The 23,058-nt window shown below is 67.4% G+C and carries 22 protein-coding genes and 1 tRNA gene; 8 read left to right on the top strand and 15 right to left on the bottom strand.

Annotation, left to right across the window (positions count from 1 at the left end; translation table 11 throughout):
* Positions 1–67 precede the first annotated feature (67 nt).
* Genes ACEN9N_RS02370 through ACEN9N_RS02360 form a run of 3 tightly spaced genes read left to right on the top strand, consistent with a single transcriptional unit; the run spans position 68 to position 3,410 of the window.
* On the top strand, positions 68–850 hold the full coding sequence (locus tag ACEN9N_RS02370; RefSeq protein WP_413314277.1) for a citryl-CoA lyase: 783 nt from the start codon (positions 68–70) through the stop codon (positions 848–850).
* Between the two features lie 16 nt (positions 851–866).
* Positions 867–2,030 carry an acyl-CoA dehydrogenase family protein gene (locus tag ACEN9N_RS02365; protein WP_007830338.1) on the top strand — a complete coding sequence of 388 codons (1,164 nt, stop codon included), beginning with the start codon at positions 867–869 and terminating at the stop codon, positions 2,028–2,030.
* 18 nt (positions 2,031–2,048) lie between these two features.
* A complete protein-coding gene (locus ACEN9N_RS02360) occupies positions 2,049–3,410 on the top strand; it encodes an MmgE/PrpD family protein (protein ID WP_413314278.1) in 1,362 nt (453 codons plus the stop codon).
* Positions 3,411–3,416: 6 nt separating this feature from the next.
* On the opposite strand, the gene ACEN9N_RS02355 is transcribed toward ACEN9N_RS02360, so the two are convergent.
* From ACEN9N_RS02355 to yaaA, 10 genes are all read right to left on the bottom strand, one after another.
* Entirely contained in the window at positions 3,417–4,124 is a 708-nt protein-coding gene (locus tag ACEN9N_RS02355) for an arylmalonate decarboxylase (protein WP_495655280.1), read from the bottom strand.
* A 297-nt stretch (positions 4,125–4,421) separates the two neighbouring features.
* The gene (locus tag ACEN9N_RS02350) at positions 4,422–5,426 is read right to left on the bottom strand and encodes a Bug family tripartite tricarboxylate transporter substrate binding protein (protein WP_413314280.1); all 1,005 of its coding nucleotides are present in this window, start codon (positions 5,424–5,426) and stop codon (positions 4,422–4,424) included.
* Positions 5,427–5,508: 82 nt separating this feature from the next.
* Positions 5,509–6,663, bottom strand: a complete 1,155-nt coding sequence (locus ACEN9N_RS02345) for a mandelate racemase/muconate lactonizing enzyme family protein (RefSeq protein ID WP_495655279.1) — start codon at positions 6,661–6,663, stop codon at positions 5,509–5,511.
* 99 nt (positions 6,664–6,762) lie between these two features.
* A complete protein-coding gene (locus ACEN9N_RS02340; protein ID WP_413314283.1) occupies positions 6,763–7,650 on the bottom strand; it encodes a LysR family transcriptional regulator in 888 nt (295 codons plus the stop codon).
* Positions 7,651–7,667: 17 nt separating this feature from the next.
* A complete protein-coding gene (locus tag ACEN9N_RS02335) occupies positions 7,668–8,558 on the bottom strand; it encodes a LysR family transcriptional regulator (RefSeq protein WP_413314284.1) in 891 nt (296 codons plus the stop codon).
* A 79-nt stretch (positions 8,559–8,637) separates the two neighbouring features.
* Positions 8,638–9,543 (bottom strand): SDR family NAD(P)-dependent oxidoreductase, encoded by a 906-nt coding sequence (locus tag ACEN9N_RS02330; RefSeq protein WP_007830334.1) that lies wholly within the window; start codon positions 9,541–9,543, stop codon positions 8,638–8,640.
* A 124-nt stretch (positions 9,544–9,667) separates the two neighbouring features.
* Positions 9,668–10,534, bottom strand: a complete 867-nt coding sequence (gene queF, locus ACEN9N_RS02325) for an NADPH-dependent 7-cyano-7-deazaguanine reductase QueF (RefSeq protein WP_495655278.1) — start codon at positions 10,532–10,534, stop codon at positions 9,668–9,670.
* A complete protein-coding gene (locus tag ACEN9N_RS02320) occupies positions 10,531–11,433 on the bottom strand; it encodes an alpha/beta fold hydrolase (RefSeq protein WP_007830331.1) in 903 nt (300 codons plus the stop codon). The genes queF and ACEN9N_RS02320 overlap by 4 nt, the downstream gene beginning before the upstream one ends.
* Before the next feature lie 11 nt (positions 11,434–11,444).
* The gene (locus tag ACEN9N_RS02315) at positions 11,445–12,287 is read right to left on the bottom strand and encodes a 2OG-Fe(II) oxygenase (RefSeq protein ID WP_007830330.1); all 843 of its coding nucleotides are present in this window, start codon (positions 12,285–12,287) and stop codon (positions 11,445–11,447) included.
* Entirely contained in the window at positions 12,287–13,069 is a 783-nt protein-coding gene (yaaA, locus tag ACEN9N_RS02310) for a peroxide stress protein YaaA (protein WP_413314287.1), read from the bottom strand. The genes ACEN9N_RS02315 and yaaA overlap by 1 nt, the downstream gene beginning before the upstream one ends.
* Before the next feature lie 105 nt (positions 13,070–13,174).
* Here yaaA and ACEN9N_RS02305 point away from each other — a divergent pair, with 105 nt between their 5' ends.
* Both ACEN9N_RS02305 and galU read left to right on the top strand, forming a co-directional pair.
* Positions 13,175–16,054, top strand: coding sequence for a valine--tRNA ligase (locus tag ACEN9N_RS02305; RefSeq protein WP_495655277.1), 2,880 nt, complete (start codon positions 13,175–13,177; stop codon positions 16,052–16,054).
* Between the two features lie 102 nt (positions 16,055–16,156).
* Positions 16,157–17,047 (top strand): UTP--glucose-1-phosphate uridylyltransferase GalU, encoded by an 891-nt coding sequence (gene galU / locus ACEN9N_RS02300; protein WP_007830327.1) that lies wholly within the window; start codon positions 16,157–16,159, stop codon positions 17,045–17,047.
* Between the two features lie 70 nt (positions 17,048–17,117).
* On the opposite strand, the gene ACEN9N_RS02295 is transcribed toward galU, so the two are convergent.
* From ACEN9N_RS02295 to cysM, 3 genes are all read right to left on the bottom strand, one after another.
* Positions 17,118–17,345: a sulfurtransferase TusA family protein gene (locus ACEN9N_RS02295; RefSeq protein ID WP_056586429.1), complete on the bottom strand. Its 228-nt coding sequence runs from the start codon at positions 17,343–17,345 to the stop codon at positions 17,118–17,120.
* Entirely contained in the window at positions 17,335–17,910 is a 576-nt protein-coding gene (locus ACEN9N_RS02290; RefSeq protein ID WP_007830325.1) for an NUDIX domain-containing protein, read from the bottom strand. Before ACEN9N_RS02290 ends, ACEN9N_RS02295 begins: the two co-directional genes overlap by 11 nt.
* A 68-nt stretch (positions 17,911–17,978) precedes the next feature.
* Positions 17,979–18,881, bottom strand: coding sequence for a cysteine synthase CysM (gene cysM / locus ACEN9N_RS02285; protein ID WP_007830323.1), 903 nt, complete (start codon positions 18,879–18,881; stop codon positions 17,979–17,981).
* A gap of 42 nt (positions 18,882–18,923) precedes the next feature.
* On the opposite strand from cysM, the gene ACEN9N_RS02280 reads away from it, so the two are divergent.
* Positions 18,924–19,008 (top strand) — tRNA-Leu (locus ACEN9N_RS02280).
* Between the two features lie 123 nt (positions 19,009–19,131).
* Here the strand turns inward: ACEN9N_RS02280 and ACEN9N_RS02275 are convergent.
* A complete protein-coding gene (locus tag ACEN9N_RS02275; RefSeq protein ID WP_495655276.1) occupies positions 19,132–20,073 on the bottom strand; it encodes an NAD-dependent epimerase/dehydratase family protein in 942 nt (313 codons plus the stop codon).
* Positions 20,074–20,149: 76 nt separating this feature from the next.
* On the opposite strand from ACEN9N_RS02275, the gene ACEN9N_RS02270 reads away from it, so the two are divergent.
* A complete protein-coding gene (locus tag ACEN9N_RS02270; protein ID WP_495655275.1) occupies positions 20,150–21,214 on the top strand; it encodes a CDP-6-deoxy-delta-3,4-glucoseen reductase in 1,065 nt (354 codons plus the stop codon).
* A gap of 17 nt (positions 21,215–21,231) precedes the next feature.
* The gene (locus ACEN9N_RS02265; RefSeq protein WP_413314292.1) at positions 21,232–22,209 is read left to right on the top strand and encodes a Bug family tripartite tricarboxylate transporter substrate binding protein; all 978 of its coding nucleotides are present in this window, start codon (positions 21,232–21,234) and stop codon (positions 22,207–22,209) included.
* Here ACEN9N_RS02265 and ACEN9N_RS02260 read toward each other — a convergent pair.
* Positions 22,181–22,957 carry a Crp/Fnr family transcriptional regulator gene (locus ACEN9N_RS02260; RefSeq protein ID WP_413314294.1) on the bottom strand — a complete coding sequence of 259 codons (777 nt, stop codon included), beginning with the start codon at positions 22,955–22,957 and terminating at the stop codon, positions 22,181–22,183. The genes ACEN9N_RS02265 and ACEN9N_RS02260 overlap by 29 nt on opposite strands.
* Between the last annotated feature and the right edge of the window lie 101 nt (positions 22,958–23,058).

Genomic DNA, 23,058 nt, shown 5'->3' with positions numbered 1-23,058 from the left:
ATTTGCCGAAGGGAGGGTTTTGCAATCACGCAGCCGCCTCGCGCGATGGAGGGCTAGATTCGGCGCCATGACCAAGATCAAGAAATCCCTGCACACCGAGCTGGGCCACAGCACGCCGGACAAGATCACCGTGCGCGGGCGCGACCTGCCTTCGGAAATCCTCGGCCACCTGAACCTCGGCGACATGGCCTTCCTGGAACTCACGGGCCGCATCCCGACGCCGCAGGAATCCGTCACCTTCAACGCCATCGTCGTCACGCTGGTGGAGCACGGCATTACACCCAGCGCGCTGGCTGCGCGCCTCACGTATGCGGGCGCCCCCGAAGCGCTGCAAGCCGCTGTGGCAGCGGGTCTTTGCGGCCTGGGAACGGTGTTCGTCGGCAGCACCGAGGGCGCGGCGAAGATGCTTTACGAAGCAATTCCCTTCGGCGAGAAGCCCACGCGCCCGCTCGCCGACATGGCGAAGGACATCGTGGCCGATCATCGCGCGCGCAAGCAGATCGTGCCGGGGCTGGGCCATCCGCTGCACAAGCCCATCGACCCGCGCACGCCGCGGCTGTTCCAGATCGCGGCGGAGAACGGCTTGTCGAGCCACTATGTCGCGCTGATGCAGGCGGTGCAGGAGGAAGCCGAGCGCGTGTCGGGCAAATCGCTACCGATCAACGCGACCGGTGCCATCGGCGCGATCGCGGCCGAGTTCGGCTTTCCGTGGAAGATCATCCGCGGCTTCGGCGTGATGGCGCGCGCCATCGGCCTCGTGGGCCACATCCTCGAGGAGATCGACGATCCGATGGCGGTCGAGATCTGGCAGCGCGTGGAGAAGGAAGCCGGCGGCCCGCGCCGGGACTGATGAGCAGCAGCAAACAATGAACAACGCCAACGACAAGAACTTCCCCGACATCCGCGACGCCGTGCGCGACCTGTGCACGCAGTTTCCCGATGCCTACTTCCGCAAGATCGACGAGGCGCGCGGCTACCCCGCGGAATTCGTCGACGCGCTCACCAAGGCCGGCTGGATGGCCGCGCTGATCCCGCAGGAGTACGGCGGCTCCGGCCTGGGCCTGACCGAGGCCTCGGTCATCATGGAAGAGATCAACCGCTGCGGCGGCAACTCCGGCGCCTGCCACGGCCAGATGTACAACATGGGCACGCTGCTGCGCCACGGCAGCGAGGCGCAGAAGCGCGCCTACCTGCCGAAGATCGCCAACGGGGAACTGCGCCTGCAGTCGATGGGCGTGACCGAACCCACCACCGGCACCGACACCACCAAGATCAAGACCACGGCCGTGAAGAAGGGCGACCGCTATGTCATCAACGGGCAGAAGGTGTGGATCTCGCGCATCCAGCATTCGGACCTGATGATCCTGCTGGCGCGCACCACGCCGCTGGCCGACGTGAGGAAGAAGTCCGAAGGCATGTCGATCTTCATCGTCGACCTGCGCGAGGCCATCGGCAAGGGACTGACGGTGCAGCCCATCCTGAACATGGTGAACCACGAGACCAACGAGCTGTTCTTCGAGAACCTCGAGATTCCGGCCGAGAACCTGATCGGCGAGGAAGGCCAGGGCTTCAAGTACATCCTCGACGGGCTCAACGCCGAGCGCACGCTGATCGCCGCGGAGTGCATCGGCGACGGCTACTGGTTCATCGACCGGGTAACGGCCTACACCAAGGAGCGCGTGGTGTTCGGCCGCCCGATCGGGCAGAACCAGGGCGTGCAGTTTCCGATTGCCGAAGCGTTCATCGAAGTGGAAGCAGCGAACCTGATGCGCTATGAAGCCTGCCGCCTGTTCGACGCGCACCAGCCCTGTGGCGCACAGGCCAACATGGCGAAGTACCTGGCGGCCAAGGCGAGTTGGGAGGCGGCCAACGCCTGCCTGCAGTTCCACGGCGGCTTCGGCTTCGCCTGCGAATACGACATCGAGCGCAAGTTCCGCGAGACGCGGCTCTACCAGGTGGCGCCGATTTCCACCAACCTGATCCTGAGCTACGTGGCGGAGCACATGCTCGGCCTGCCACGCTCGTTCTAAATGAGGGATGCGATTGCCATGAACGCTGTGGACCACCCGAGCAAGGTGCTCGCGACCTTCGCCGCCGAGCTGAGGTTCGACGCCATCCCCGCCCCCGTGCTTCGCCGCACCGAGGACCTGATGCTCGACTGGCTGGGCTCCGTGCTCGCCGCGCGCACCGCACGGCCGGTGCGCAGCATCGAACGACTCGCGCAGATGATGGGCCCCGCCGAGGGGCCCAGCGAGCTGCTGATCTCGCGCCGCACCAGTTCGCCGGTGTTCGCGGCGCTCGTCAACGCGGCGGCCTCGCACTTCGTGGAGCAGGACGACGTGCACAACGGCTCGGTGTTCCACCCGGCCGCCGTCGTCATCGCGCCCGCGCTGGCCGTGGCGCAGAGCGTCGGCGCGAGCGGCGCGCAACTGCTCACCGCGGTGGTGGCGGGCTATGAGGTCGGAATCCGAGTCGGCGAATTCCTCGGCCGCTCGCACTACAAGACCTTCCACACGACCGCGACGGCGGGCACGCTCGCCGCTGCAGCAGCGGTCGGCCGCCTGCTGGACCTCACGCCGCAGCAGATGCTGCACGCCTTCGGCTCGGCCGGCACGCAGTCGGCCGGTGTGTGGGAGTTCCTGCGCGATGCGGCCGACTCCAAGCAACTGCACTGCGCGCACGCGGCGGCGAGCGGGCTGATGTCGGCCTACCTTGCGCAGGACGGCTTCACCGGCGCGGCGAAGATCCTCGAGGGCGCGCAGGGCCTGGGCGTCGGCATGTCGAGCGATGCCGATCCGGCGAAGCTCGTCGATGGCCTCGGCACACGCTGGACACTGGCCGAAACCTCCTTCAAGTACCACGCCTCCTGCCGCCACACCCACCCCGCCGCCGACGCGCTGCTGCAGGTGATGACGCAGAACAAGCTCAAGCCCGCCGACGTGTCGCGCGTGACCACGTACGTGCACCAGGGCGCCATCGACGTGCTGGGCCGCGTGACGGTGCCCGCGACCGTGCACCAGGGCAAGTTCTCGATGGGCACGGTGCTGGGCCTCATTGCCGTGCACGGCCGCGCAGGCCTCGGCGAGTTCGACCGCGACTTTCTCGCGCCCGAAGTCTCGGCCTTCCGCGACAAGGTGACGATGCAGCTCGACGCCGAAGTCGACACTGCCTACCCCGCGCGCTGGATCGGCAAGGTCAGCGTACACACCGCCGACGGCCGCACGCTGCAGGGCCGCGTCGACGAACCCAAGGGCGACCCCGGCAACAGCCTGAGCCGCACCGAGATCGAGGACAAGATGCAGCGCCTCGCGCACTACGGTGAAGGCGTGACGGCAGACGAGGCGAAGGCGCTGTGCGAGCGTGTCTGGCAGTTGGCCGATACGCCGCGCGTGGGCCGCTGGCTGGGCTGAGCGAGATCAGGCGAAAAGGCGCCCCTGGCCGGACAAGCGCGGATCGAGCCCCGCGGTGCCGACGAGGTCCCAGAAGCCCGCGGGCGAACTGGAGACCACGGGCACCTGCAGCCGGGCCTCCACTTCGCGCACCGCGTCGAGCGTGACCAGCCCCCCGCAAGAGATCAAGACCCCATCAGCGCCGGGCTGTGCATCGAACACCTTGATGCACAGATCGACCAGCACCTGCGTAGGCACCTGCCCCACGACCTGCACATCGGAAATCGACAGCCCTTCGAGCCCCAGCGTCTCGATGTCGCTCTGCTCCAGGTAGCGCCGCAGATGCACGTTGACCTCGTCAATGTAGGCCGTGGCCACCGCCACGCGCCGCACGCCGAGATGCCGCAACCCGCCGACGACGGCGTTGCTCATCGTGGTGCAGGGCAGTCCAGTGGCGCGTGCCATCTCGGCTTCGAGCTGCTGGTTGAACGCCGCGCCGCGAAAGAAGCTCAGCGAGGTGCCCATGAGCGAGACCGCGCTGACGCCCTCGTCCTTGAGCGCCACGGCCTTCTCGACCACCGAATCGATGACGTCGAGATAACCACGCGTGGAGATTTCGCCGAGGCCCAGGCCTCTCGCGCTGAAGCGGATGCGTTCGCCGTAGAGCAGCGGGCCATCTACTGGCACTGCGCCGGCTGCGGGGGGCACGATCAGGCCCAGGTGGGGTTGCGTCATTTCAGTTGCTCCGATTGATGTTGAGTGCTCTTTGTTCGAGGCGTGTGCACAGGCCACCGGGTACTCCCCCCGCGAATGTCCCCCGCCCTTCGGGCTCCTCCTTTATTTCGCTGCGGGGAGCACTCGATGCCCTGTGCACAGTGGGCGCTCTGCCCGTGTCGGCGGTTCGAGCGCTCTGCTGAACGATCGCGACGGCGGGGTGCCTTGCGCAGCGAAATAAAGGGGGAAGCCGCAGGCCGGAGGACATTCGCGGAGCAAGGTACCCCGTCGGCGTGAGCGCCCCACGATCAGAAAACCTCAGTTCCCCTCAGCCACGATGTGCTGGTCAGAAATGATCTTCTTCCACCGAGAAATCTCCGCAGCCATGTCCTTCCCAAGCTGCGAAGGCGTTGCATAGGCGCGCAGCGTGCCCTGCGCCGCAGCCGCGGTCCCGGCCTCCGGCGTATCGAGCACCGACTTCACCGCAGCCGACAGCTTCTCGACCACATCGTTAGGCGTGCCCGCGGGTGCCAGCACGAAAATTCGCGGCGCCACGTCGAAGCCCGGCAGTGCATCGGCCAGCGGCGGCACGCTCTGCGCGCCTTCGAGCCTGGCCGTGTTCATCAACGCCAGTGCGCGCAGCTTTCCCGCCTTGGCCTGCGCCATGCCGGCCGTGGCGCTCACCACGCCGATGGGAATCTGGCCGCCGATCACGTCGGGCACGATCTGCGCGGCGCCGCGGTACGGCACGTGCACCACCGAGCTGCCGGTCGCCTGCTTGAGCATCTCGAAGCCCAGGTGCTGCACCGTACCGACGCCCGAAGTCGCGTACGAGTAGCGCGCGGCGTTGGCCTTGAGTTCCTTCACCAGTTCGGCCGGCGTCTTCGCCGGAAAGTCGTTGCCCGTGACGATCATCAGCGGCGAGATGAAGGCGCCCGCCACCGGCTTGAAGCTCGTGAGCGGGTCGATGCCGATCTTCGGCTGCAGCAGCTTGGCGATCAGCAAGGCACTGTCACCCATCATCAGCGTGTAGCCGTCGGGCGGCGCCTTGGCGACGAACTCGGCCGCGATGAGGCCGGTGGCGCCGGTGCGGTTTTCCACCAGCACCTGCTGGCCCAGCGCCGCCGACAGGCGCACGCCGAGCAGGCGCGCGACCGCATCGACCCCGCCGCCGGCCGAGTAGCCGACCACGAGCCGGATCGGCTTGTCGGGATATTTCTGGGCCCACGCCGCCGGCGCCGCGAGCGCGCACGCAAGGCCCAGGGCCGCCATTGCGCGCAAGGCATGGCGGCGCGCGGGGCGAATCGCTTGTCTGGCTTTCATCTTGTCTCCGTTGTCTGGATCGGAATCGCCGGCTGTCTGTCGCGGCCCGGTCGTGAAGGAAAGTGTCGCCTGCCCGGAAGGCTCAGGCCTTGCCCTTGCCGTGCGAGGTCGGCAGCTTCGCCAGCTCGCGCACGCGCTCGGCGTTGGGCGCGAAGCCCAGGCCCGGCGTCTCGGGCAGCGTGAGCCAGCCTTGGTCGGGTACCGGCAGGCCGTCGAAGATCTGCTTGAGCATCTGCACCGCGACGTAGTGGTACTCGACCAGCCCGCCGTTCGACACGCCCGCGTGCAGGTGCATGTTGTGGAAGGGCCAGGCGCCGCCGTTGTCGATGGGCACGTTGAAGGCCTGCGCCATGCCGGCGATCTTCAAGCACTGCGAATAGCCGCCGGAGATGGTGACGTTGGGCTGCAGCACGTCGGCCGCCTGGTTCACCAGCAAGTCGCGAAAACGGAAGGCCAGGCCTTCGTTCTGGCCGCAGGCGAGCGGGATGGTGGTGCGCGTGCGCAGTTGGGCCATCTGGCGCACGTCGTTCTGCGTCAGCGGCTCCTCGAAGAAGCTGATGCCGTAGGGCTCGATGCGGCGCGCGAGCTCGCTCGCATGGAACAGGTCGAGGCCGCAGTTGGCATCGACATAGAGCTTCACCTCGGGGCCCGCGGCCTCGCGCACGGCGGCCACGCGGCGCACGTCCTCGGCGATCACCTCGTCGAGCGGACGCGGCTCGTCGCGGCGTGCGAGTGCGTGGTTGCCGACCGTCATCTTCAGGCGCTGGAAGCCCTGCGAGACCCAGAGCTTCGCAGCGGCCGCGAGCTGGTCGCGCTCGAAGAAGCCGAAGCCGAAGGTGGCGTAGACCGGCACCTTCGACCGTGCGCCGCCCAGCAGGCGCCACAGCGGCTGGCCGAGCGCCTTGGCCTTGATGTCCCACAGCGCGATGTCGAGCGCGGCAATGGTGTGGCTGGCATAGCCGGTCTGGCCGCGCGGCGAGAGCAGCCAGTAGAGCTTTTCCCACAGGCGCTCGGTGGTCATCGGGTCTTCGCCGATGAGCGCGGGGCCGGCCACCTCGCGCACGGCGGCGGCGATGATTTCCTCCTCGGTGATGGCGGTCATGCCGTGGCCGACGAGGCCGGTGTCGGTCTCGATCTCGGCGAGGCACAGCGAGAGCGAAGTCTGCTTGTTCAGGCCGACCACGTCGATGGTCACGGGGATGTTCAGCGGCGTGGCGCTGACGCGAACGATCTTCAAGGGTGTCTCCTTTGGTTTGCGCGATCTTTGCGCGCGCACCGCGGGAGAACAATTCGTTTTTGGCGGACGCAAGGCTTCGTGCGGCGCGAAGCCTCGTGCTCAGTCCGGCAGGCCGAGGTGTTCCAGCACCGAGCGCGCCGCGACCGTCAGGTCTTGCTGCCTGCGCACGCACAGCAGGTGGCGCCGCACCGCCCAGGGCGCATCGAGCTTCAGACAGCGCAGCCGCAGGATCTGCAACTGCGGCAGGATCGCCGCATAGGGCAGCACGCCGATACCGACGCCCTGCTCCACCATGCGGCACACCATGTCGAAGCTCCCGACCTGCATGCGTACCTTGAGCGGCGCCTGCGCCTCCAGTGCGGCGGCCAGCAGCACGCGGTGCAGCGCCGTGCCTTCGCGCACCACGATATGGTCGTAGCGCAGCGCCTCGTCCACGCCGATGCGCCGGCGCCGCGCCAGCGGGTGGTCGCGCGCAACCACCACGGCCAGTTCGTCGTTGCGGTAGGGCAGGCATTCGAGCCCGTCGGCCGGCGTGTTGCCTTCGATCACGCCGATATCGGCCAGCCCTGCCTGCACGGCCTTGACCACCTCGGTGCTGGCGCGCTCCTGCAGGTCGATCTTGAGCACGGGGTGCAGGCGCAGGAAGGAGCCGATCTGCGCCGGGAGGAACTGCGCGATGGTCGATGCGTTGGCCGTGATGCTGACCACGCCCGCCACGCCGTTCTGGAAGTCGTCGAGCTCGGCGCCGAGCCGGTCCATGGCCGAGAGCACGGCGCGCGCATGCAGCAGCAGGCCGTGGCCCGCCGAGGTCAGCGTGACGCCGCGCGCATGGCGCACCAGCAGCGGCAGCCGTGCGCGGGCCTCGAGGTCGGAGATGCGCTTGCTGGCGGCCGCAAGCGCGATGTGGCAGCGCTTCGCGCCCTCGCTGATGCTGCCGTGGTCGGCCACGGCCACGAACAGGCGCAGCGACTTCAGGTCGGCGGACATGACGGCCAACAACGCCTTCAGGGCGCGACGAGGTGGTCGAACAGCTCGCGCGCCGAGGCCGGCAGCTGCTCGCGGTTGCGCGCGATCAGCTTGAGTTCGCGCTCGGCCCAGGCATCGCTGAGCGCGACGATGGAGATGCGCATGGCCATCGCGAGGCGCTGCGCCGACGACGACGGCAGCACGCCAACGCCCACGCCCGCCTCGATCATCAGGCAGATCGCCTCGAAGCTGCTGACCTGGATGCGCGGGTTGAAGCCCCGCCCCGCCAGTTCGGCGCGGCGCTGCAGGAAGCGGTGGATGGCGCTGCCGTGGTGCAGGCCCACGTGCTGTTCGTCGAGCGTGTCGGCGAAGGCCACCGAAGGGGCGCCCGCGAGGTGGTGCGTGAGCGGCACCACCAGCACGAGCTGGTTGCGCCCGAACGCTCGAGCATCGAACTCGCCGGTATGCACGTCGCCGGCAAGGATGCCGATGTCGGCCTCGCCGTCGGCCACGGCGCGCACGATCTCTTCGCTGAGGTATTCGCGCAGGTCCACCTGCACGGCCGGATGCTGCGTGAGGAAGCCCGCGAGCTTCTGCGGCAGGTACTCGGTGATCGAGGTGGTATTGGCGAACACGCGCACATGGCCCTTGATGCCCTTGCCGAAGTCCTGCATGTCGCAGCGCAGGTGCTCCATCTGCTGCATCACGCGCTTGGCATGGTAGAGCACGGCCTGCCCCGCGGCCGTGAGGCTCACGCCCTGCGCGCTGCGATGCAGCAGCTTGCCGCCCACGGCCTCTTCCATCTGCTTGATGCGCGTGGAGGCGGCGGCCAGCGAGATGCAGGCCTTCTCGGCGCCGCGCGTGAGGCTGCGCGCCTCCGCCACGTAGACGAACAGTTTCAGGTCGAACAGGTCGAAATGCAGGTTCACCGGTCAGGCGCGCGAGGAAGGAAAGTAACGCGCATTGTCCGGCGAATGGCGCCGTGCGCGCCCGCCTGCGGGTTTGTCCTCAGACGGGGTCCCAGCTGAACACGTCGGCCGAGCGGTCGAGCGGGAAGAAGCTCGCGCGCATCGCGGGCATGGCGTGCTCGGCGATGCTCTGCGGCGTCCAGCCCTCGGAGCGGTGGATCGAGCGCACCGGGCGCGGCTGGCTGATGAGCGAGATCTCGTTGTTGCGCACCGAGAAGATCTGGCCGTTGACCGCACCCGCCGCCTCGCTCGCGAGGTACACCGCCAGAGGTGCGACCTTGGCCGGCGTCATCTGCTTGATCTTGTCGACGCGGGCGCGCTGCTCGTCGGTGTCGGTGGGAATCGCGCCGATCATGCGGCTCCAGGCAAAGGGCGCGATGCAGTTCGAGCGCACGTTGAATTTCTGCATGTCGAGCGCGATCGACTTCGACAGCGCGACGATGCCGAGCTTGGCGGCCGAGTAGTTGGCCTGGCCGAAGTTGCCGATCAGGCCCGAGGTGGAGGTCATGTGCACCAGCGCGCCCGCGTTCTGTTCCTTGAAGTGCACGGCCGCCGCGCGGCTCACGTGGTAGGCGCCGTAGAGATGCACCTTGAGCACCGAGTCCCACTCGTCGACCGACATCTTGTGGAAGAAGCGGTCGCGCAGGATGCCCGCGTTGTTGACCGCCGCGTCGATGCGGCCGAAGCTGTCGAGCGCGCACTGCACGATACGCGCCGCGCTGGCGGCATCTGCCACGCTGTCGGTGTTGGACACGGCCTGGCCGCCGGCCGCACGGATCTCGTCGACCACCTGCTGCGCGGGGCCGGCGCTGCCGCCGGCGCCATCGAGCGCGGCGCCGATGTCGTTGACCACCACTTTCGCGCCGTGGGCCGCCATGGCCAGCGCGATGTCGCGCCCGATGCCGCCGCCCGCGCCCGTGACGACGACCACTTTTCCTTCAACCATGTTTGTCTGTGCTCCGGAGGTTCTTTCGACCGCGGGTTCGCGGGCATATTTCAGAATGCCACAGGCGAAGCGAAAGCGGGTTTCAGGTTTCCGAAGAGGGCCTTCGGCGCGGCCCCGGGGACGACTATTGGCGCGCCGTGCGGATGTTCGCAGGCAGCGCCTGCGGCCAGCTCGTGCGGAACGGATTGATGTCCAGCCCGCCGCGCCGCGTATAGCGCGCATACACCGCGAGCTTGGTCGGCTTGCAGCGGCTCCAGATGTCCGTGAACATGCGCTCGGCGCACGGTTCGTGGAACTCGTTGTGGTTGCGAAAGCTCACGATGTACGCCAACAGCCCGGCCTGGTCGATGGGCGGGCCGCTGTAGCGGATCTGCACGCTGCCCCAGTCGGGCTGGCCGGTGACAAGGCAGTTGCTCTTGAGCAGGCGGCTTGTGAAGGTTTCGTTCACATGCACCTGCGTGGCATCGCTGCCCAGCAGCTCCGGCGCGGGCTGGTAGTGGGTGCACTCGATGTCGAGGCGGTCGAGGTCGAGGCCGTCGAGTTCGTGCACCGGCTCGCGGTCGAACATGTCGGGCGCCATCAGCTTCACGCCGATGCCGGCCGACTGGTCGCTGCCGCGCCACGCGGCTTCGGACAGGTCCGCGCGCAGGCGCTCGCGCACCGCGTCGGCGCTCGCGAACTGGCTGTTGTTGAAGCTGTTGAGATAGAGCTTGAAGCTCTTGCTCTCGATGATGTTGGGCGTCTCGCACGGAATGGTGAAGTGCACGATGGCCAGCTGCGGCTTGCCGCGCAGGTTGAGCCAGCTCACCTCGAACGCGGTCCAGAGGTCGGCGCCGAAGAAGGGCAAGGCATCGGACCTGATGCCCATGGCCTCGCGCTGCGTGGCGCGCGCGATGGGAAACAGCAGCGTGGGGTCGTAGCGGTCGGCGTAGGCCGAGGCGCGGCCGAGCTGCGATTGCTCGGGCGTGTTGGAGTTCGGGTCGTGGCTCATGGTGTGGCGTTTCTGGCCTCCGCTGCATGCGCGAACGGAGCAATGTGGTTGGCGAGGATGGTGCACACCTCGGGCGGCAGGTCGTGGCCCATGCCGGGGATGGCGACGAATTGCGAACCGGGAATGCGCCTGGCGGTGTCCTCGCCGCAGGCAATGGGCACGAGCGCATCGGCGTCGCCGTGCAGCACCAGCGTGGGCGACTGGATGCGCGCCAGCACCTGCGGCCGGTCGGCATCGGCGCCGACGGCCAGCATCTGCCGCATCAGCCCGGCCGGGCGGTATGCGCGGCGCATGCTGAAGGTGAGGCGCGCGGCCAGTTCTTCGTCGCTCTGCGGGTAGGCGGGGCTCTGGATCAGCCGCAGCAGCCGAATGCTGTGCGCGACCAGCGCAGCCTCGTCGCGGCCCACCGGACGGCGCATGAGCATGGAGGCCACCTCGCGGCGCGGCCCGGGCAGGCCGCGTGCGCCGCTGGAGCTCATGATGCTCACAAGGCTGGTCGTGCGCTGCGGTGCGGTAGCGGCCATGCGCTGGGCAATCATGCCGCCCATGGAAGCGCCGACGATGTGGGCCCTTTCAATGCCCAGCGCATCGAGTACACCGAGCGAATCAAGGGTCATGTCTTGCAGCGTGTAGGCAGAGCGCACCGGCAGGCCGAGGCGATGGCGGATGGTTTCCCACACGACGTTGCCCACGCCCGCATGGTCGAAGCCCTGGCTCAGGCCGATGTCGCGGTTGTCGTGGCGCACCACGCGAAAGCCCGCGTCGACCAGCTGCTGCACGAAGCCCGTGGGCCATGCGACCAGCTGCATGCCCAGGCCCATGATGAGCAGGATCACGGGGCGACCCTCGCCTCCGGTGTCGTCGACTTCGATCTGCAGGCCGTTGGCGGTGACTTTCATCGGCTTCTTGCTTACTTGAACTCGCGCTCGCGCAGCCACTTGGTGGCGACCCACTTCTCGCCCGCCAGCACCGGCGCGCCGCCGTGCAGCGTGCGAGTGACGGGGTCGGGCCGGTCATAGCTGAAGAACACGCCGCAGCCGCGCACCGGCGCCACTTCGAGGCCCACGTCGGGGAAGGTGGTGGCGCCGCCGCCTTCGGGCTCCTGCAGGTACATCACCAGCGTGGCGACACGCTGGCCGCCGCGCTTGAGGATGGTGGGCGTGCCGGGTTCGCCGGGGTCGAAGTAGTCGTAGTGCGGGCGGTACTGCGCGCCGGGGGCGTAGCGCAGGATCTGCAGGCCCTCGCCGTATTCGAGCGGCCAGCGCAGCAGCGTGGCGAGGCGCTGCTCCAGCCGCGCGACGATCTCGTTCTCGCCGCGTTCGAAGAACATGCCGTCGCTGGTGCGGTCGACGTTGAGCACCTCGCCGCCGGTGCGGGTCTCCACGGTGAGCGAACGCGCGAGCCGAACACGCGCCGCAGCGATCAGGCCTTCGCACTCCTCGGCCGACAGCAGGTTGCCGAACACGACGACACGCGGATGCCGCATGGTCTGCAGCACCTGCACGCGGCGGTCGCCGGCATCGAGGTACAGCGGCGCACCGTCGAGGTCGGGGCCGGGCATTTTGGTGCGCACGGGCGGCAGGGCCACCTCCACGTTGGGGAATCCGGCCTCGAGCTGGGCCAGCGCCGTGTCGGCGGCGGCATCGTGCCAGCCGGCCGCGCGCATGGAAGCGCGCAGCGCTGGCACCGAGTGCCCGGCCGCGAGCTGGGCCACCAGCCACTCGCGCAGTTCCGGACTGATCGGTTGCGACATCAGACTTTCCTCCTGAACACCAGCCTTTCGGCTGTCGATGCTTCTGCATCGAAACCATAACCCTCGAGGTCGAACTTTTCCAGTGCCTTGGGCGTCGCCGCCTTGTGCTGCACGGCCCAGCGGGCCAGCAGGCCGCGCGCGCGCTTGGCGAAGAAGCTCACGATCTTGTACCTGTCGCCCTTCCACTCCTCGAACACGCATTCGACCACACGGGCCTTGAGCACCTTCTTGTCGACCGACTTGAAGTACTCCTGCGAGGCGACGTTGACGACCACCGGCGTGCGGTCGGCCGCGAGGCGCTCGTTGAGGTGCTCGGCGATGCGCGAACCCCAGAAGGCGTAAAGGTCCTTGCCGTGGCGATTGGCCAGTTGCGTGCCCATCTCGAGGCGGTAGGGCTGCAGCAGGTCGAGCGGGCGCAGCAGGCCGTAGAGGCCGCTGAGGATGCAGACGTGGTCCTGCGCCCAGGCCAACTGCCCCTTGGTGAGCGTGCGGGCATCGAGGCCGCCGTAGACGTCGCCGTCGAAGGCGAAGGCGGCCTGGCGGGCGTTCTTCTCGGTGCTCTTGCCGGACCAGGCTTGGTAGCGGGCCACGTTCAGGGCGGAGAGCTTGTCCGACAGGTGCATCAGCTCGGAGATCTGCTGGGGCGACTTCTCGCGCAGCAGCCTGATCAGCTCGACCGAGGGGCCGCGCGGAGATTCGAAATGGGGTTGAGTGGCGGGGATTTCAGAGGGAACCGGAGTGTCGTAGTCGAGCGACTTCGCAGGGGAAAGCAGGAACAGCATGGCGGAATTATCAGTGGCTGCCGTGACGCCGGGCCGCGCCGGTAAAATCGCGGGCTATCCCACCCTGCCTCCCCACGGCTCCCTGAAGGGCCGTTCCGTATTCCCATGAGCGAACCCACCACTTCTCCCGCCCAGCCTGGCCTGGACAGCCTTTCCAAATCGTTCGAGCCCGCCGCCATCGAGGCGCACTGGGGCCCCGAATGGGAGAAGCGCGGCTACGCCAAGGCCGGCTTCAGAGGCACGCAGCAACCCAAGGAAGGCGCCGAATCGTTCGCGATCCAGCTGCCGCCCCCCAACGTGACGGGCACGCTGCACATGGGCCATGCGTTCAACCAGACGATCATGGACAGCCTCGCGCGCTACCACCGCATGAAGGGCGACAACACGCTGTGGTTGCCGGGCACCGACCACGCGGGCATCGCCACGCAGATCGTGGTGGAGCGCCAGCTGCAGGAGCAAAAGCTCAGCCGCCATGACCTGGGCCGCAAGAACTTCGTGGCGCGCGTGTGGGAATGGAAAGAGAAGTCGGGCAACACCATCACCGAGCAGATGCGCCGCATGGGCGACACGGTGGACTGGAGCCGCGAATATTTCACGATGGACGACGATCTCTCGAAGGTGGTCACGCACACCTTCGTGAAGCTGTATCAAGAAGGCCTGATCTACCGCGGCAAGCGCCTGGGCAACTGGGACCCGGTGCTCAAGACCTCGGTGAGCGACCTCGAAGTCGAAAGCGAAGAGGAAGACGGCTCGCTCTGGCACATCGCCTATCCGCTGGAAGACGGCAGCGGCACGCTGACCGTGGCCACCACCCGGCCCGAGACCATGCTCGGCGACACGGCCGTGATGGTTCATCCGGAAGACGAGCGCTACAAACACCTGATCGGCCAGCGCGTGAAGCTGCCGCTGGTCGACCGGCTGATCCCGATCATTGCCGACGACTACGTCGACAAGGAATTCGGCACCGGCGTGGTGAAGGTCACGCCCGCGCACGATTACAACGACTACGCCGTCGGCCAGCGCCACAAGCTCGAGATGATCGGCGTACTCACGCTCGACGCGACCATCAACGACAACGCCCCCGAGAAGTACCGCGGCCTGGACCGCTTCGTGGCGCGCAAGGCCATCGTGGCCGACCTCGACGCGCTGGGCCTGCTGGTCGAGGTGAAGAAGCACAAGCTGATGGTGCCGCGCTGCGCGCGCTCGGGCGCCATCGTCGAACCGATGCTCACCGACCAGTGGTACGTGGCCATGACGCGCCCCGGCGCCGATGGCCAGTCGATCGCGCAGAAGGCCATCGACGTGGTGAAGTCGGGCGAGGTGCGCTTCGTGCCCGAGAACTGGGTCAACACCTACAACCACTGGATGGAGAACATCCAGGACTGGACGATTTCGCGCCAGCTCTGGTGGGGCCACCAGATTCCGGCCTGGTATGACGAGGATGGCAAGGTGTACGTGGCCGAGACCGAGGCCGACGCGCAGGCCAAGGCGCCCGGCAAGAAGCTCGTGCGCGACGAGGACGTGCTCGACACCTGGTACTCGGCGGCGCTGGTGCCCTTCTCCTCGCTGGGCTGGCCCGCGAAGACGCAAGACCTCGACCTGTACCTGCCCTCGACCGTGCTGGTGACGGGCTACGACATCATCTTCTTCTGGGTCGCCCGGATGATCATGATGACCAAGCACTTCACCGGCAAGGTGCCGTTCAGGGACGTGTACATCCACGGCCTGGTGCGCGACGCGCATGGCAAGAAGATGAGCAAGTCCGAAGGCAACGTGCTCGACCCGGTGGACCTGATCGACGGCATCGAGCTGCCCGCGCTCCTGGACAAGCGCACGCAGGGCCTGCGCAAGCCAGAGACGGCGCCGGCCGTTCGCAAGAACACGCAGAAGGAGTTTCCGGACGGCATTCCGGCCTTCGGCGCCGATGCGCTGCGCTTCACCTTCGCGTCGCTGGCCTCGCTGGGCCGCAGCATCAACTTCGACTCGAAGCGCTGCGAGGGCTATCGCAACTTCTGCAACAAGCTGTGGAACGCCACGCGCTTCGTGCTGATGAACTGCGAAGGCCAGGACTGCGGCCTGCTGGAACACACGAAGGAAGACTGCAAGGTGGGTGGCAAGGCCCACGGCTACCTGAAGTTCAGCCGCGCCGATTTCTGGATCGTGTCGCAGCTGCAGCGCGTCGAGGCCGAGGTGGCCAGGGGCTTCGAGGAATACCGACTCGACAACGTGGCCACCGCGATCTACCAGTTCGCCTGGGACGAGTTCTGCGACTGGTACCTGGAAATCGCCAAGGTGCAGATCCAGACCGGCGACGAGGCGCAGAAGCGCGCCACGCGCCGCACGCTGATCCGCACGCTCGAGACGCTGCTGCGCCTGGCGCACCCGGTGATTCCGTTCATCACGGAAGAGCTGTGGCAGAAGGTATCGGCGGTTGCAGGACGTGAGGGCGAGTCGATCATGGTCGCCGCCTATCCGAAGAGCCAGCCCGAGAAGATCGACGAGGCGGCCGAGGCGCACGTGGCGCGGCTGAAGGCGCTGGTCGATGCATGCCGCACGCTGCGTGGCGAGATGAACGTGTCGCCGGCCACGCGACTGCCGCTCTACGCGGTGGCCGACGACGCCGAAGGCGCGGCCTTCCTGCGCGATTCGGCGCCGGTGCTCCAGGCGCTGGCAAAGCTCAAGGAAGTGAAGGTCTTCGACGACGAGGCTTCGTGGTCGGCCGCGGCCGAGGCGGCGCCCGTGGCGGTGGTCGGCGCTGCGCGCCTGTGCCTGCACATGGAGATCGACAAGGCGGCCGAGAAGCTTCGCATCGGCAAGGAAATCGCGCGCATCGAAGGCGAGATCGCGAAGGTAAACGGCAAGCTCGGCAACGAAGCCTTCGTTGCGAAGGCGCCGCCAGCGGTGATCGAGCAGGAACGCAAACGCCTGGCTGACTTCACGGCCATGCTGGAGCGTTTGCGCGATCAGCTTGTGCGTCTTGGCTGACACACGAGAGGCCGGGAAGGCGTTTAGGATGTTGAGAACGGTTTCGCGCCGCGCCGTCACATCATCCTGCACCCCCCTTTGAAGAAAGACGCTGTACTGCCCATGTCCACTTCCTCGACCCGCATTCGCAAGGCCGTATTCCCCGTTGCAGGCTTTGGTACTCGCTTCCTGCCAGCCACCAAGGCACAGCCGAAGGAAATGCTGCCCGTGGTCGACAAGCCGCTGATCCAGTACGCCGTCGAGGAAGCCTACGCCGCGGGCATCCGCGACATGATTTTTGTGACCGGGCGCAACAAGCGTGCGATCGAAGATCACTACGACACCGCCTACGAACTCGAGAGCCAGCTCGAAGCCAGCGGCAAGGATGCGCTGCTCAACATCGCGCGCTCGGTGTCGCCCGACGACATGACATGCTCGTACGTGCGCCAGCCGCGCATGCTGGGCCTGGGCCATGCGGTGCTGTGTGCCGAGCACCTTGTGGGCAACGAACCCTTCGCCGTGCTGCTGGCGGACGACCTGATGGTCGGCCCCGAGGGCGGCCAGCCCGTGCTGGCGCAGATGACCGCGGTTTTCAGCCGCCTCGGCGGCTCGCTGCTTGCGGTGCAGGAAGTGCCGCTGGCGCACGTCAAGCGCTACGGCATCGTGGCCGGCGACGTGATCGAGGAAGGCCTGGTGAAGGTCAACCGCATGGTCGAGAAGCCCAAGCCCGAAGACGCGCCCTCGCGCCTGGGCGTGGCCGGCCGCTACATCCTCACGCCGGGCGTGTTCGACGAGATCCGCAACCAGCCCAAGGGCGCGGGCGGCGAGATCCAGTTGACCGACGGCATCGCCGCGCTGATGAAGAAGGAATCGGTCTACGCCTATTCGTACAAGGGCATCCGCTACGACTGCGGCAGCAAGGAAGGCTTTCTGCAGGCGTCGGTGGAACTGGCGCTGGCCCACCCCGAGGTGGGCGCGGAGTTTCGCGAATACCTCAAGAGCCTGAAGCTGTAGCCGCTTCTTCTTCGGGCTCCATCGTGAACGAAGGAAGGGCCGCTGACGCGGCCCTTTTCTTTTCTTTTTGTCAGCGCCGCTTCAGCACGTGGATGAAGTCGCCGCCCACGGTTTCCTGTGCCATCAGCTCGTTGCCCGTCTGGCGTGCGAAGGCCTGAAAGTCGCGGATCGATCCTGGATCGGTCGACACCACCTTCAGCAGCTGCCCGCTCGCCATCTCGTTGAGCGACTTCTTCGCCTTGAGGATCGGCAGCGGGCAGTTCAGCCCGCGCGTGTCGAGCTCGCGATCAACTTGCATTGCCCGGCTCCGGGGGCAGGTTCAGGCCGCGGCGGCGCTCTTCGTTCTCGGCCGCGGTGAAAAACACGGGCTCATGGCCGCGCGTGCGCAGCCAGTCGGCCAGCGCGTAGCCGGTGCCAGCGGGCCAGCACTTGAGGTCGGGCAGGTCATAGAGGCGGTAATCCACCAGCTCGGGCGAAAGCTTCACCTCGCCATCGGCCACCACGTGGTACGCAATGATGATCTGGTTCATGCGCTGGAAGTCGTAGGCGCCGACGATCTTCGCGGCGCTGATGTCGAGGTTGGTTTCTTCCTTCACCTCGCGCGCAATGCCCTCCTCCGGCGTCTCGCCGGCCTCCATGAAGCCGGTGATCAGCGCAAACATCTTGCCGGGCCAGGCCGCATTGCGCGCCAGCAGCACCTGGCCGCGGTATTCGACGATGGCCGCGAGCACCGGGGTCGGGTTGTTCCAGTGCGTGTGGCCGCAGTTGGGACAGCGCAGTCGCTCCTTGGGGCCGCCGTCTTCCATCAGCGCGATCCACTCGAGGGGCGTGGCACAGACTTGGCAGAACTTGGGGTGGGGCATGAAGTCTCTTTCTTTTCTTTCCGGCCACGAACGCACCTGGATGGCGCGCTGCGGCGGTTGCCTGCCGCTTATGCGGGGAAGACGCCGGTGGAGAGATAGCGGTCGCCGCGATCGCATACGACGAACACGATGGTGGCGTTCTCCACCGTCTTCGCCACCTGGAGCGCGGCCCACAGCGCACCGGCCGCCGAGATGCCGCCGAAGATGCCCTCTTCGCGCGCAAGGCGCCGGCACATCTCTTCGGCGTCGTCCTGGCTCACGCTGATTTCTTCATCGACGCAGCTCGGGTCGTAGATCTTCGGCATGTACTCGGCAGGCCACTTGCGGATGCCGGGAATGCGCGAACCTTCGGCCGGCTGTGCGCCGATGATGCGCACTGCCGGGTTCTTCTCCTTGAGGAAGCGCGACACGCCGGTGATGGTGCCGGTGGTGCCCATGGCGCTCACGAAGTGCGTGATCTTGCCCTTGGTGTCGGCCCAGATCTCGGGGCCCGTGGTCTCGTAGTGGATGCGCGGGTTGTCGGGGTTGGCGAACTGGTCGAGCACCCGGCCCTTGCCCTGCGCCACCATCTGTTCGGCGAGATCGCGGGCGTATTCCATGCCGCCGCTCTTGGGCGTGAGCACGAGCTCGGCGCCGAAGGCCTTCATGGTCTGGGCTCGTTCGATCGAGAGGTCCTCCGGCATGATCAGCACCATGCGATAGCCCTTGATGGCAGCGGCCATGGCCAGGGCGATGCCGGTGTTGCCGGAGGTGGCTTCGATCAGGGTGTCGCCGGGCTTGATCTCGCCGCGCTCCTCGGCGCGCTTGATCATCGAGAGGGCCGGCCGGTCCTTGACCGAACCTGCGGGATTGTTGCCCTCGAGCTTGCCGAGAATCACGTTGCCGCGCTTGGCGTTTTCTGCGGCGTGGATGCGCTGCAAGGCGACCAGGGGGGTCTTGCCGATGGCGTCTTCGATCGTCGGATAATTCATGGCAGCCACTGTGCCATAATTTTGGGCTTCGTTCAGAACCCTGCCCGGGTGGTGAAATTGGTAGACGCAGGGGACTCAAAATCCCCCACCGAAAGGTGTGCCGGTTCGATTCCGGCCCCGGGCACCACACTTTTGCTCTCCCCCAGGCTTCGCGCACTTCGTGTCGCTGCGCCAACCCCCTTCCGGGGGCGACACTGATGGCCCGGCGAAGCCGGTTCCACGGTGTCCCTGGAATGGGCCCCTTCCCCCTTTATCTCGGCTCGGTCTGCTCGCGCAGCCCCGTATGCACCGTCGGGTGCGCCAGCCGCACCCGCAGTTCGCGCTTCAGCCGCGTGTTGTCCAGCCGGCGCGATTCCCCCATGAAACTCAGCAATTGCAGCGGCAGCTGCCGCTCGGCGTCGCCGCGCGCCACGCGCGGCGGGCGCGGCATGCCGTAGAGGTCGGCAGCCAGATCGACGTAATCGCCCATGCGCAGCTCGGTGTCGTCCGCGACATGCACGATGCGCTGCGGCTTGCCTCGAAACAACGCGGCGATACAGGCGCGCGCGAGGTCGTCGGCGTGGATGTGGTTGGTGTAGACATCGTCCTCGCGCCGCAGCACCGGCGTGCCGCGCTGCAGGCGGCCGCGCGGGGTGCCGTTTTCGCGGTCAGGGGCGTAGATGCCCGGAATGCGCAGGATGCTGGCGCGCACGCCCGCGCTGCGGCCCAGCCAGCGCACGGCGCGTTCGGCATCCACGCGGCGGTGGGAGCGCGGCGGGGCGGGGCGCACGCCGCGGGTTTCGTCGACGCGGGCGCCGCCGCAATCGCCGTACACGCCGCTGGTCGAACCGTAGACGAAAGCCGAAGGCAGCGACCGCAGGCGCAATGCCCGCGCCAGCTCGGTGGTGCGCTGGTCGCGCCACCAGGCGGCACCGCCATCGCGGGCGGGCGGCGCCAGGTGCAACACCCGCGTGGCGATGCCCGCCAGCCGGTGCAGGGTGGCCGCGTCGTCCAGATTGCCCGCCAGCGGTCGGATGCCGGCAGCGCGCAGGGCGCCCACGCGGTCGGCCGACGAAGTGAGTGCCACCAGTTGCATGCGGCCGCGCAGATCGCGCGCCACGCGCTGGCCGACGTCGCCGCATCCGACGATCAGCAGGCGCTCGCGCCGGAACCGCGCTGGCAGAGCGCCGGAGGGGCTATTGATTGAAGGCAAAATCCTGTTCCTGTCCCAATTCAGTTGCTCACAGGGCTTCGTACGGCCCGCGAAGAGTTCACCTCGAAGAATACCGATGACTGCTACAGCACCGCATGAAGCGGGCTTTTCCATCCACGTCGAACCCAGTGGACGCCATTTCATGGTTCACGGCGACGAGACCATCCTCGCGGCGGGCATCCGGCAGGGCATCGGCCTTCCCTACGGCTGCAAGGACGGCGCCTGCGGCTCCTGCAAGTGCAAGAAGCTGTCGGGAGAGGTCACGCTGGGCCCCCACCAGAGCAAGGCCCTGAGCGCCGAGGAACAGCTCGCCGGCTACGTGCTGACCTGCTGTGCGCACGCCCGGAGCGATGTGGTGCTGGAATCGCGCCAGGTCACGGAGGCCGGCGCCCTGCCGATCCGCAAGATGCCGGTACGGGTGCAAGGCCTCACGCGCCTGTCGCACGACGTGATGATGGTGCGCCTGCAGTTGCCGGCCGGCGAGCCGCTGCAGTTCTACGCCGGCCAGTACGTGGAGTTCATCCTGCGCGACGGTGCGCGCCGCAGCTACTCGATGGCCAATGCGCCGCACACGCTGGGCCAGCCCGGCACGGGCATCGAACTGCACCTGCGGCACCTGCCCGGCGGCAAGTTCACCGACCATGTGTTCGGCACGATGAAGGAAAAGGAAATCCTGCGCATCGAAGGCCCCTTCGGCAGCTTCTTCCTGCGCGAGGATTCCGGCAAGCCGATGATCCTGCTGGCCTCGGGGACGGGCTTCGCGCCGATCAAGGCGCTGCTCGAGTACATGAAATTCAAGGGCATCGAGCGGCCCGCCACGCTCTACTGGGGCGGCCGGCGGCCCGAAGACCTGTACATGGACGCCTGGGTGCGCGAGCAGACGGCGCAGATGCCGAGCCTGCGCTACGTGCCCGTCATTTCCAATGCCACGCCCGAAGACAACTGGACCGGCCGCACCGGCTTCGTCCATCAGGCCGTGCTGGAAGACTTCGCCGATCTGTCGGGCTACCAGGTCTATGCCTGCGGTGCGCCCATCGTGGTCGACTCGGCCAAGCGCGATTACGTAGCGCTGGCGGGCCTGCCCGAAGAAGAATTTTTTGCCGACGCATTCACCACAGAGGCCGACAAGGCCCTTCCCTGAGACACCCCAAAAAGACAATGAAGACGAGACACTTCCTCCTCACCCTGCTCGCCGGCGTCGCGGCCCTGCTGGGCACCACCCAGGCGATGGCGCAGCAACAGCGCCCGATCCGCCTCGTCGTGCCCTACGCGGCAGGCGGCCCGATCGACAACACTGCTCGCATCCTGGCCGAGCGCGTCAAGGACACGCTCGGCCCGGTCATCATCGACAACAAGCCCGGCGCCGGCGGCAACATCGGCGCCGACATCGTGGCGAAGGCGCCCGCCGACGGCCTGACGATCGGCATCGCGGCCACCGCCACCAACGCGGTGAACCCGTGGCTCTACAGCAAGATCCCGTTCAACGCCGCAACCGACTTCGCACCGATCACGCAGATGGTCCGCGTGCCCAACGTGCTGGTGATGAACGCCGACACGGCCAAGCGCCTGAACATCAACAGCGTGGCCGACCTGATCCGCTATGCCAAGGCCAACCCGGCCAAGCTCAACTACGGCAGCGGCGGCAACGGCAGCGCCGGCCATCTCGCGGGCGAGCTGTTCAAGAAGGAAGCGGGCATCTTCGCGCTGCACATTCCGTACAACGGCGGCAACCCGGCGCAGCTGGCGCTGATCTCGGGGCAGGTCGACTTCAACTTCGACAACCTCGCCACGGCGGCGCCGAACATCCGTTCGGGCAAGCTGAAGGCCATTGCGGTGACGACCCTGCAGCGCAGCAACGCGCTGCCCGACGTGCCGCCGATCGCCGACACGCTCAAGGGCTTCTCGATCGACACGTGGTGGGGCCTGGTGGCGCCGGCCGGCACGCCGCACGACGTGGTCGTGAAGCTGAATCAGGCCTTCGTCGCCGCGCTGAATGCGCCGGAAACGAAGACCCGTTTCGCCTCGATGCTGGCCGAGCCGGTCGGCAACTCGCCCGAGCAGTTCGGCAGCTTCATGAAGAGCGAACTCGCCAAGTACGAGAAGGTGGTCAAGGCCACCGGGGCGAAGGTGGACTGACGAGGTCGTCCAGGGGCGCTGCGGCCTGCGTGTCGGTGGCCGCAGCCACGGCCGCCGCCGCTTCGGCCGCCCCGCTCTGGTACGTGCGCAGGCCTGCGAGGTCGAGCACTTCCACGCCGCCATGTTCGATGCGCAACAGGCCGTCGCGCTGTAGCGCATGCAGCGCGCGGTTGGCACGCTGGCGCGACACCGCCGACAAGAGGCCGATCTCGTCCTGGCTCAGCCGCACGAAGCGGGTGGCACGCGGATAGAGGATGGGGTCGAACAGGCTGGCCAGGCAGCGCGCCACGCGCGCGTCGGGGCCGAGCAGCCGATCGAATTCCATGAGGCCGATGAACAGGCTCAGTCGCGCATTGATGTGTAACAACAGAAACCGATTGAAGTCGATGCTGGTGGACATCAGCCGCTCGAAGCTGCGCCGCGGCACGCAAGCCACGCGCGTGGGCCGCAGCGCCACGCCGTCGTAGCGCCAGCATCCGGGGGTGAGCAACGAGCCTTCGCCGCTCCAGCCTCCAGCGGTCACGCCGGTGAAGGTTGAGACGCGCCCGTCGGGCAGCGACACCGACATCTTCAGCAGGCCATCCATCACGCCGATCCAATGATCGGCCGGCTCGCCGCGCCGCACGACGAAGCCGCCGGCCGGCACCACGCGCTCGTGCGACTCCTGGACGACGTGGTCGAGTTCGTCGTCCGTGAGCGCGCGCGCCCACAAGCTCTCGCGAAGCATGTTCTCCAACGCGTTCGACATCGCGCCTCCTGCTGTCGTCCCTCGTGACATCGCATCGGCCGATCCGTCGCAGGCGCCGGTCGGCGGGGACCGTAAGAAATGTCGTTGCAACGACATCTTCG

This window comes from Variovorax sp. Varisp46, from assembly GCF_059491885.1.
Note: the sequence above shows the minus strand (reverse complement) of the source record. Positions and strands in the feature narration are given on the sequence as shown.

Coding starts and splice junctions, on each gene's coding strand:
- ACEN9N_RS02370 (WP_413314277.1), top strand. CDS start 68: ATGACCAAGATCAAGAAATCCCTGCACACCGAGCTGGGCCACAGCACG.
- ACEN9N_RS02365 (WP_007830338.1), top strand. CDS start 867: ATGAACAACGCCAACGACAAGAACTTCCCCGACATCCGCGACGCCGTG.
- ACEN9N_RS02360 (WP_413314278.1), top strand. CDS start 2,049: ATGAACGCTGTGGACCACCCGAGCAAGGTGCTCGCGACCTTCGCCGCC.
- ACEN9N_RS02355 (WP_495655280.1), bottom strand. CDS start 4,124: ATGACGCAACCCCACCTGGGCCTGATCGTGCCCCCCGCAGCCGGCGCA.
- ACEN9N_RS02350 (WP_413314280.1), bottom strand. CDS start 5,426: ATGAAAGCCAGACAAGCGATTCGCCCCGCGCGCCGCCATGCCTTGCGC.
- ACEN9N_RS02340 (WP_413314283.1), bottom strand. CDS start 7,650: ATGTCCGCCGACCTGAAGTCGCTGCGCCTGTTCGTGGCCGTGGCCGAC.
- ACEN9N_RS02330 (WP_007830334.1), bottom strand. CDS start 9,543: ATGGTTGAAGGAAAAGTGGTCGTCGTCACGGGCGCGGGCGGCGGCATC.
- queF (WP_495655278.1), bottom strand. CDS start 10,534: ATGAGCCACGACCCGAACTCCAACACGCCCGAGCAATCGCAGCTCGGC.
- ACEN9N_RS02320 (WP_007830331.1), bottom strand. CDS start 11,433: ATGAAAGTCACCGCCAACGGCCTGCAGATCGAAGTCGACGACACCGGA.
- ACEN9N_RS02315 (WP_007830330.1), bottom strand. CDS start 12,287: ATGTCGCAACCGATCAGTCCGGAACTGCGCGAGTGGCTGGTGGCCCAG.
- yaaA (WP_413314287.1), bottom strand. CDS start 13,069: ATGCTGTTCCTGCTTTCCCCTGCGAAGTCGCTCGACTACGACACTCCG.
- ACEN9N_RS02305 (WP_495655277.1), top strand. CDS start 13,175: ATGAGCGAACCCACCACTTCTCCCGCCCAGCCTGGCCTGGACAGCCTT.
- galU (WP_007830327.1), top strand. CDS start 16,157: ATGTCCACTTCCTCGACCCGCATTCGCAAGGCCGTATTCCCCGTTGCA.
- ACEN9N_RS02295 (WP_056586429.1), bottom strand. CDS start 17,345: ATGCAAGTTGATCGCGAGCTCGACACGCGCGGGCTGAACTGCCCGCTG.
- ACEN9N_RS02290 (WP_007830325.1), bottom strand. CDS start 17,910: ATGCCCCACCCCAAGTTCTGCCAAGTCTGTGCCACGCCCCTCGAGTGG.
- cysM (WP_007830323.1), bottom strand. CDS start 18,881: ATGAATTATCCGACGATCGAAGACGCCATCGGCAAGACCCCCCTGGTC.
- ACEN9N_RS02270 (WP_495655275.1), top strand. CDS start 20,150: ATGACTGCTACAGCACCGCATGAAGCGGGCTTTTCCATCCACGTCGAA.
- ACEN9N_RS02265 (WP_413314292.1), top strand. CDS start 21,232: ATGAAGACGAGACACTTCCTCCTCACCCTGCTCGCCGGCGTCGCGGCC.
- ACEN9N_RS02260 (WP_413314294.1), bottom strand. CDS start 22,957: ATGTCGAACGCGTTGGAGAACATGCTTCGCGAGAGCTTGTGGGCGCGC.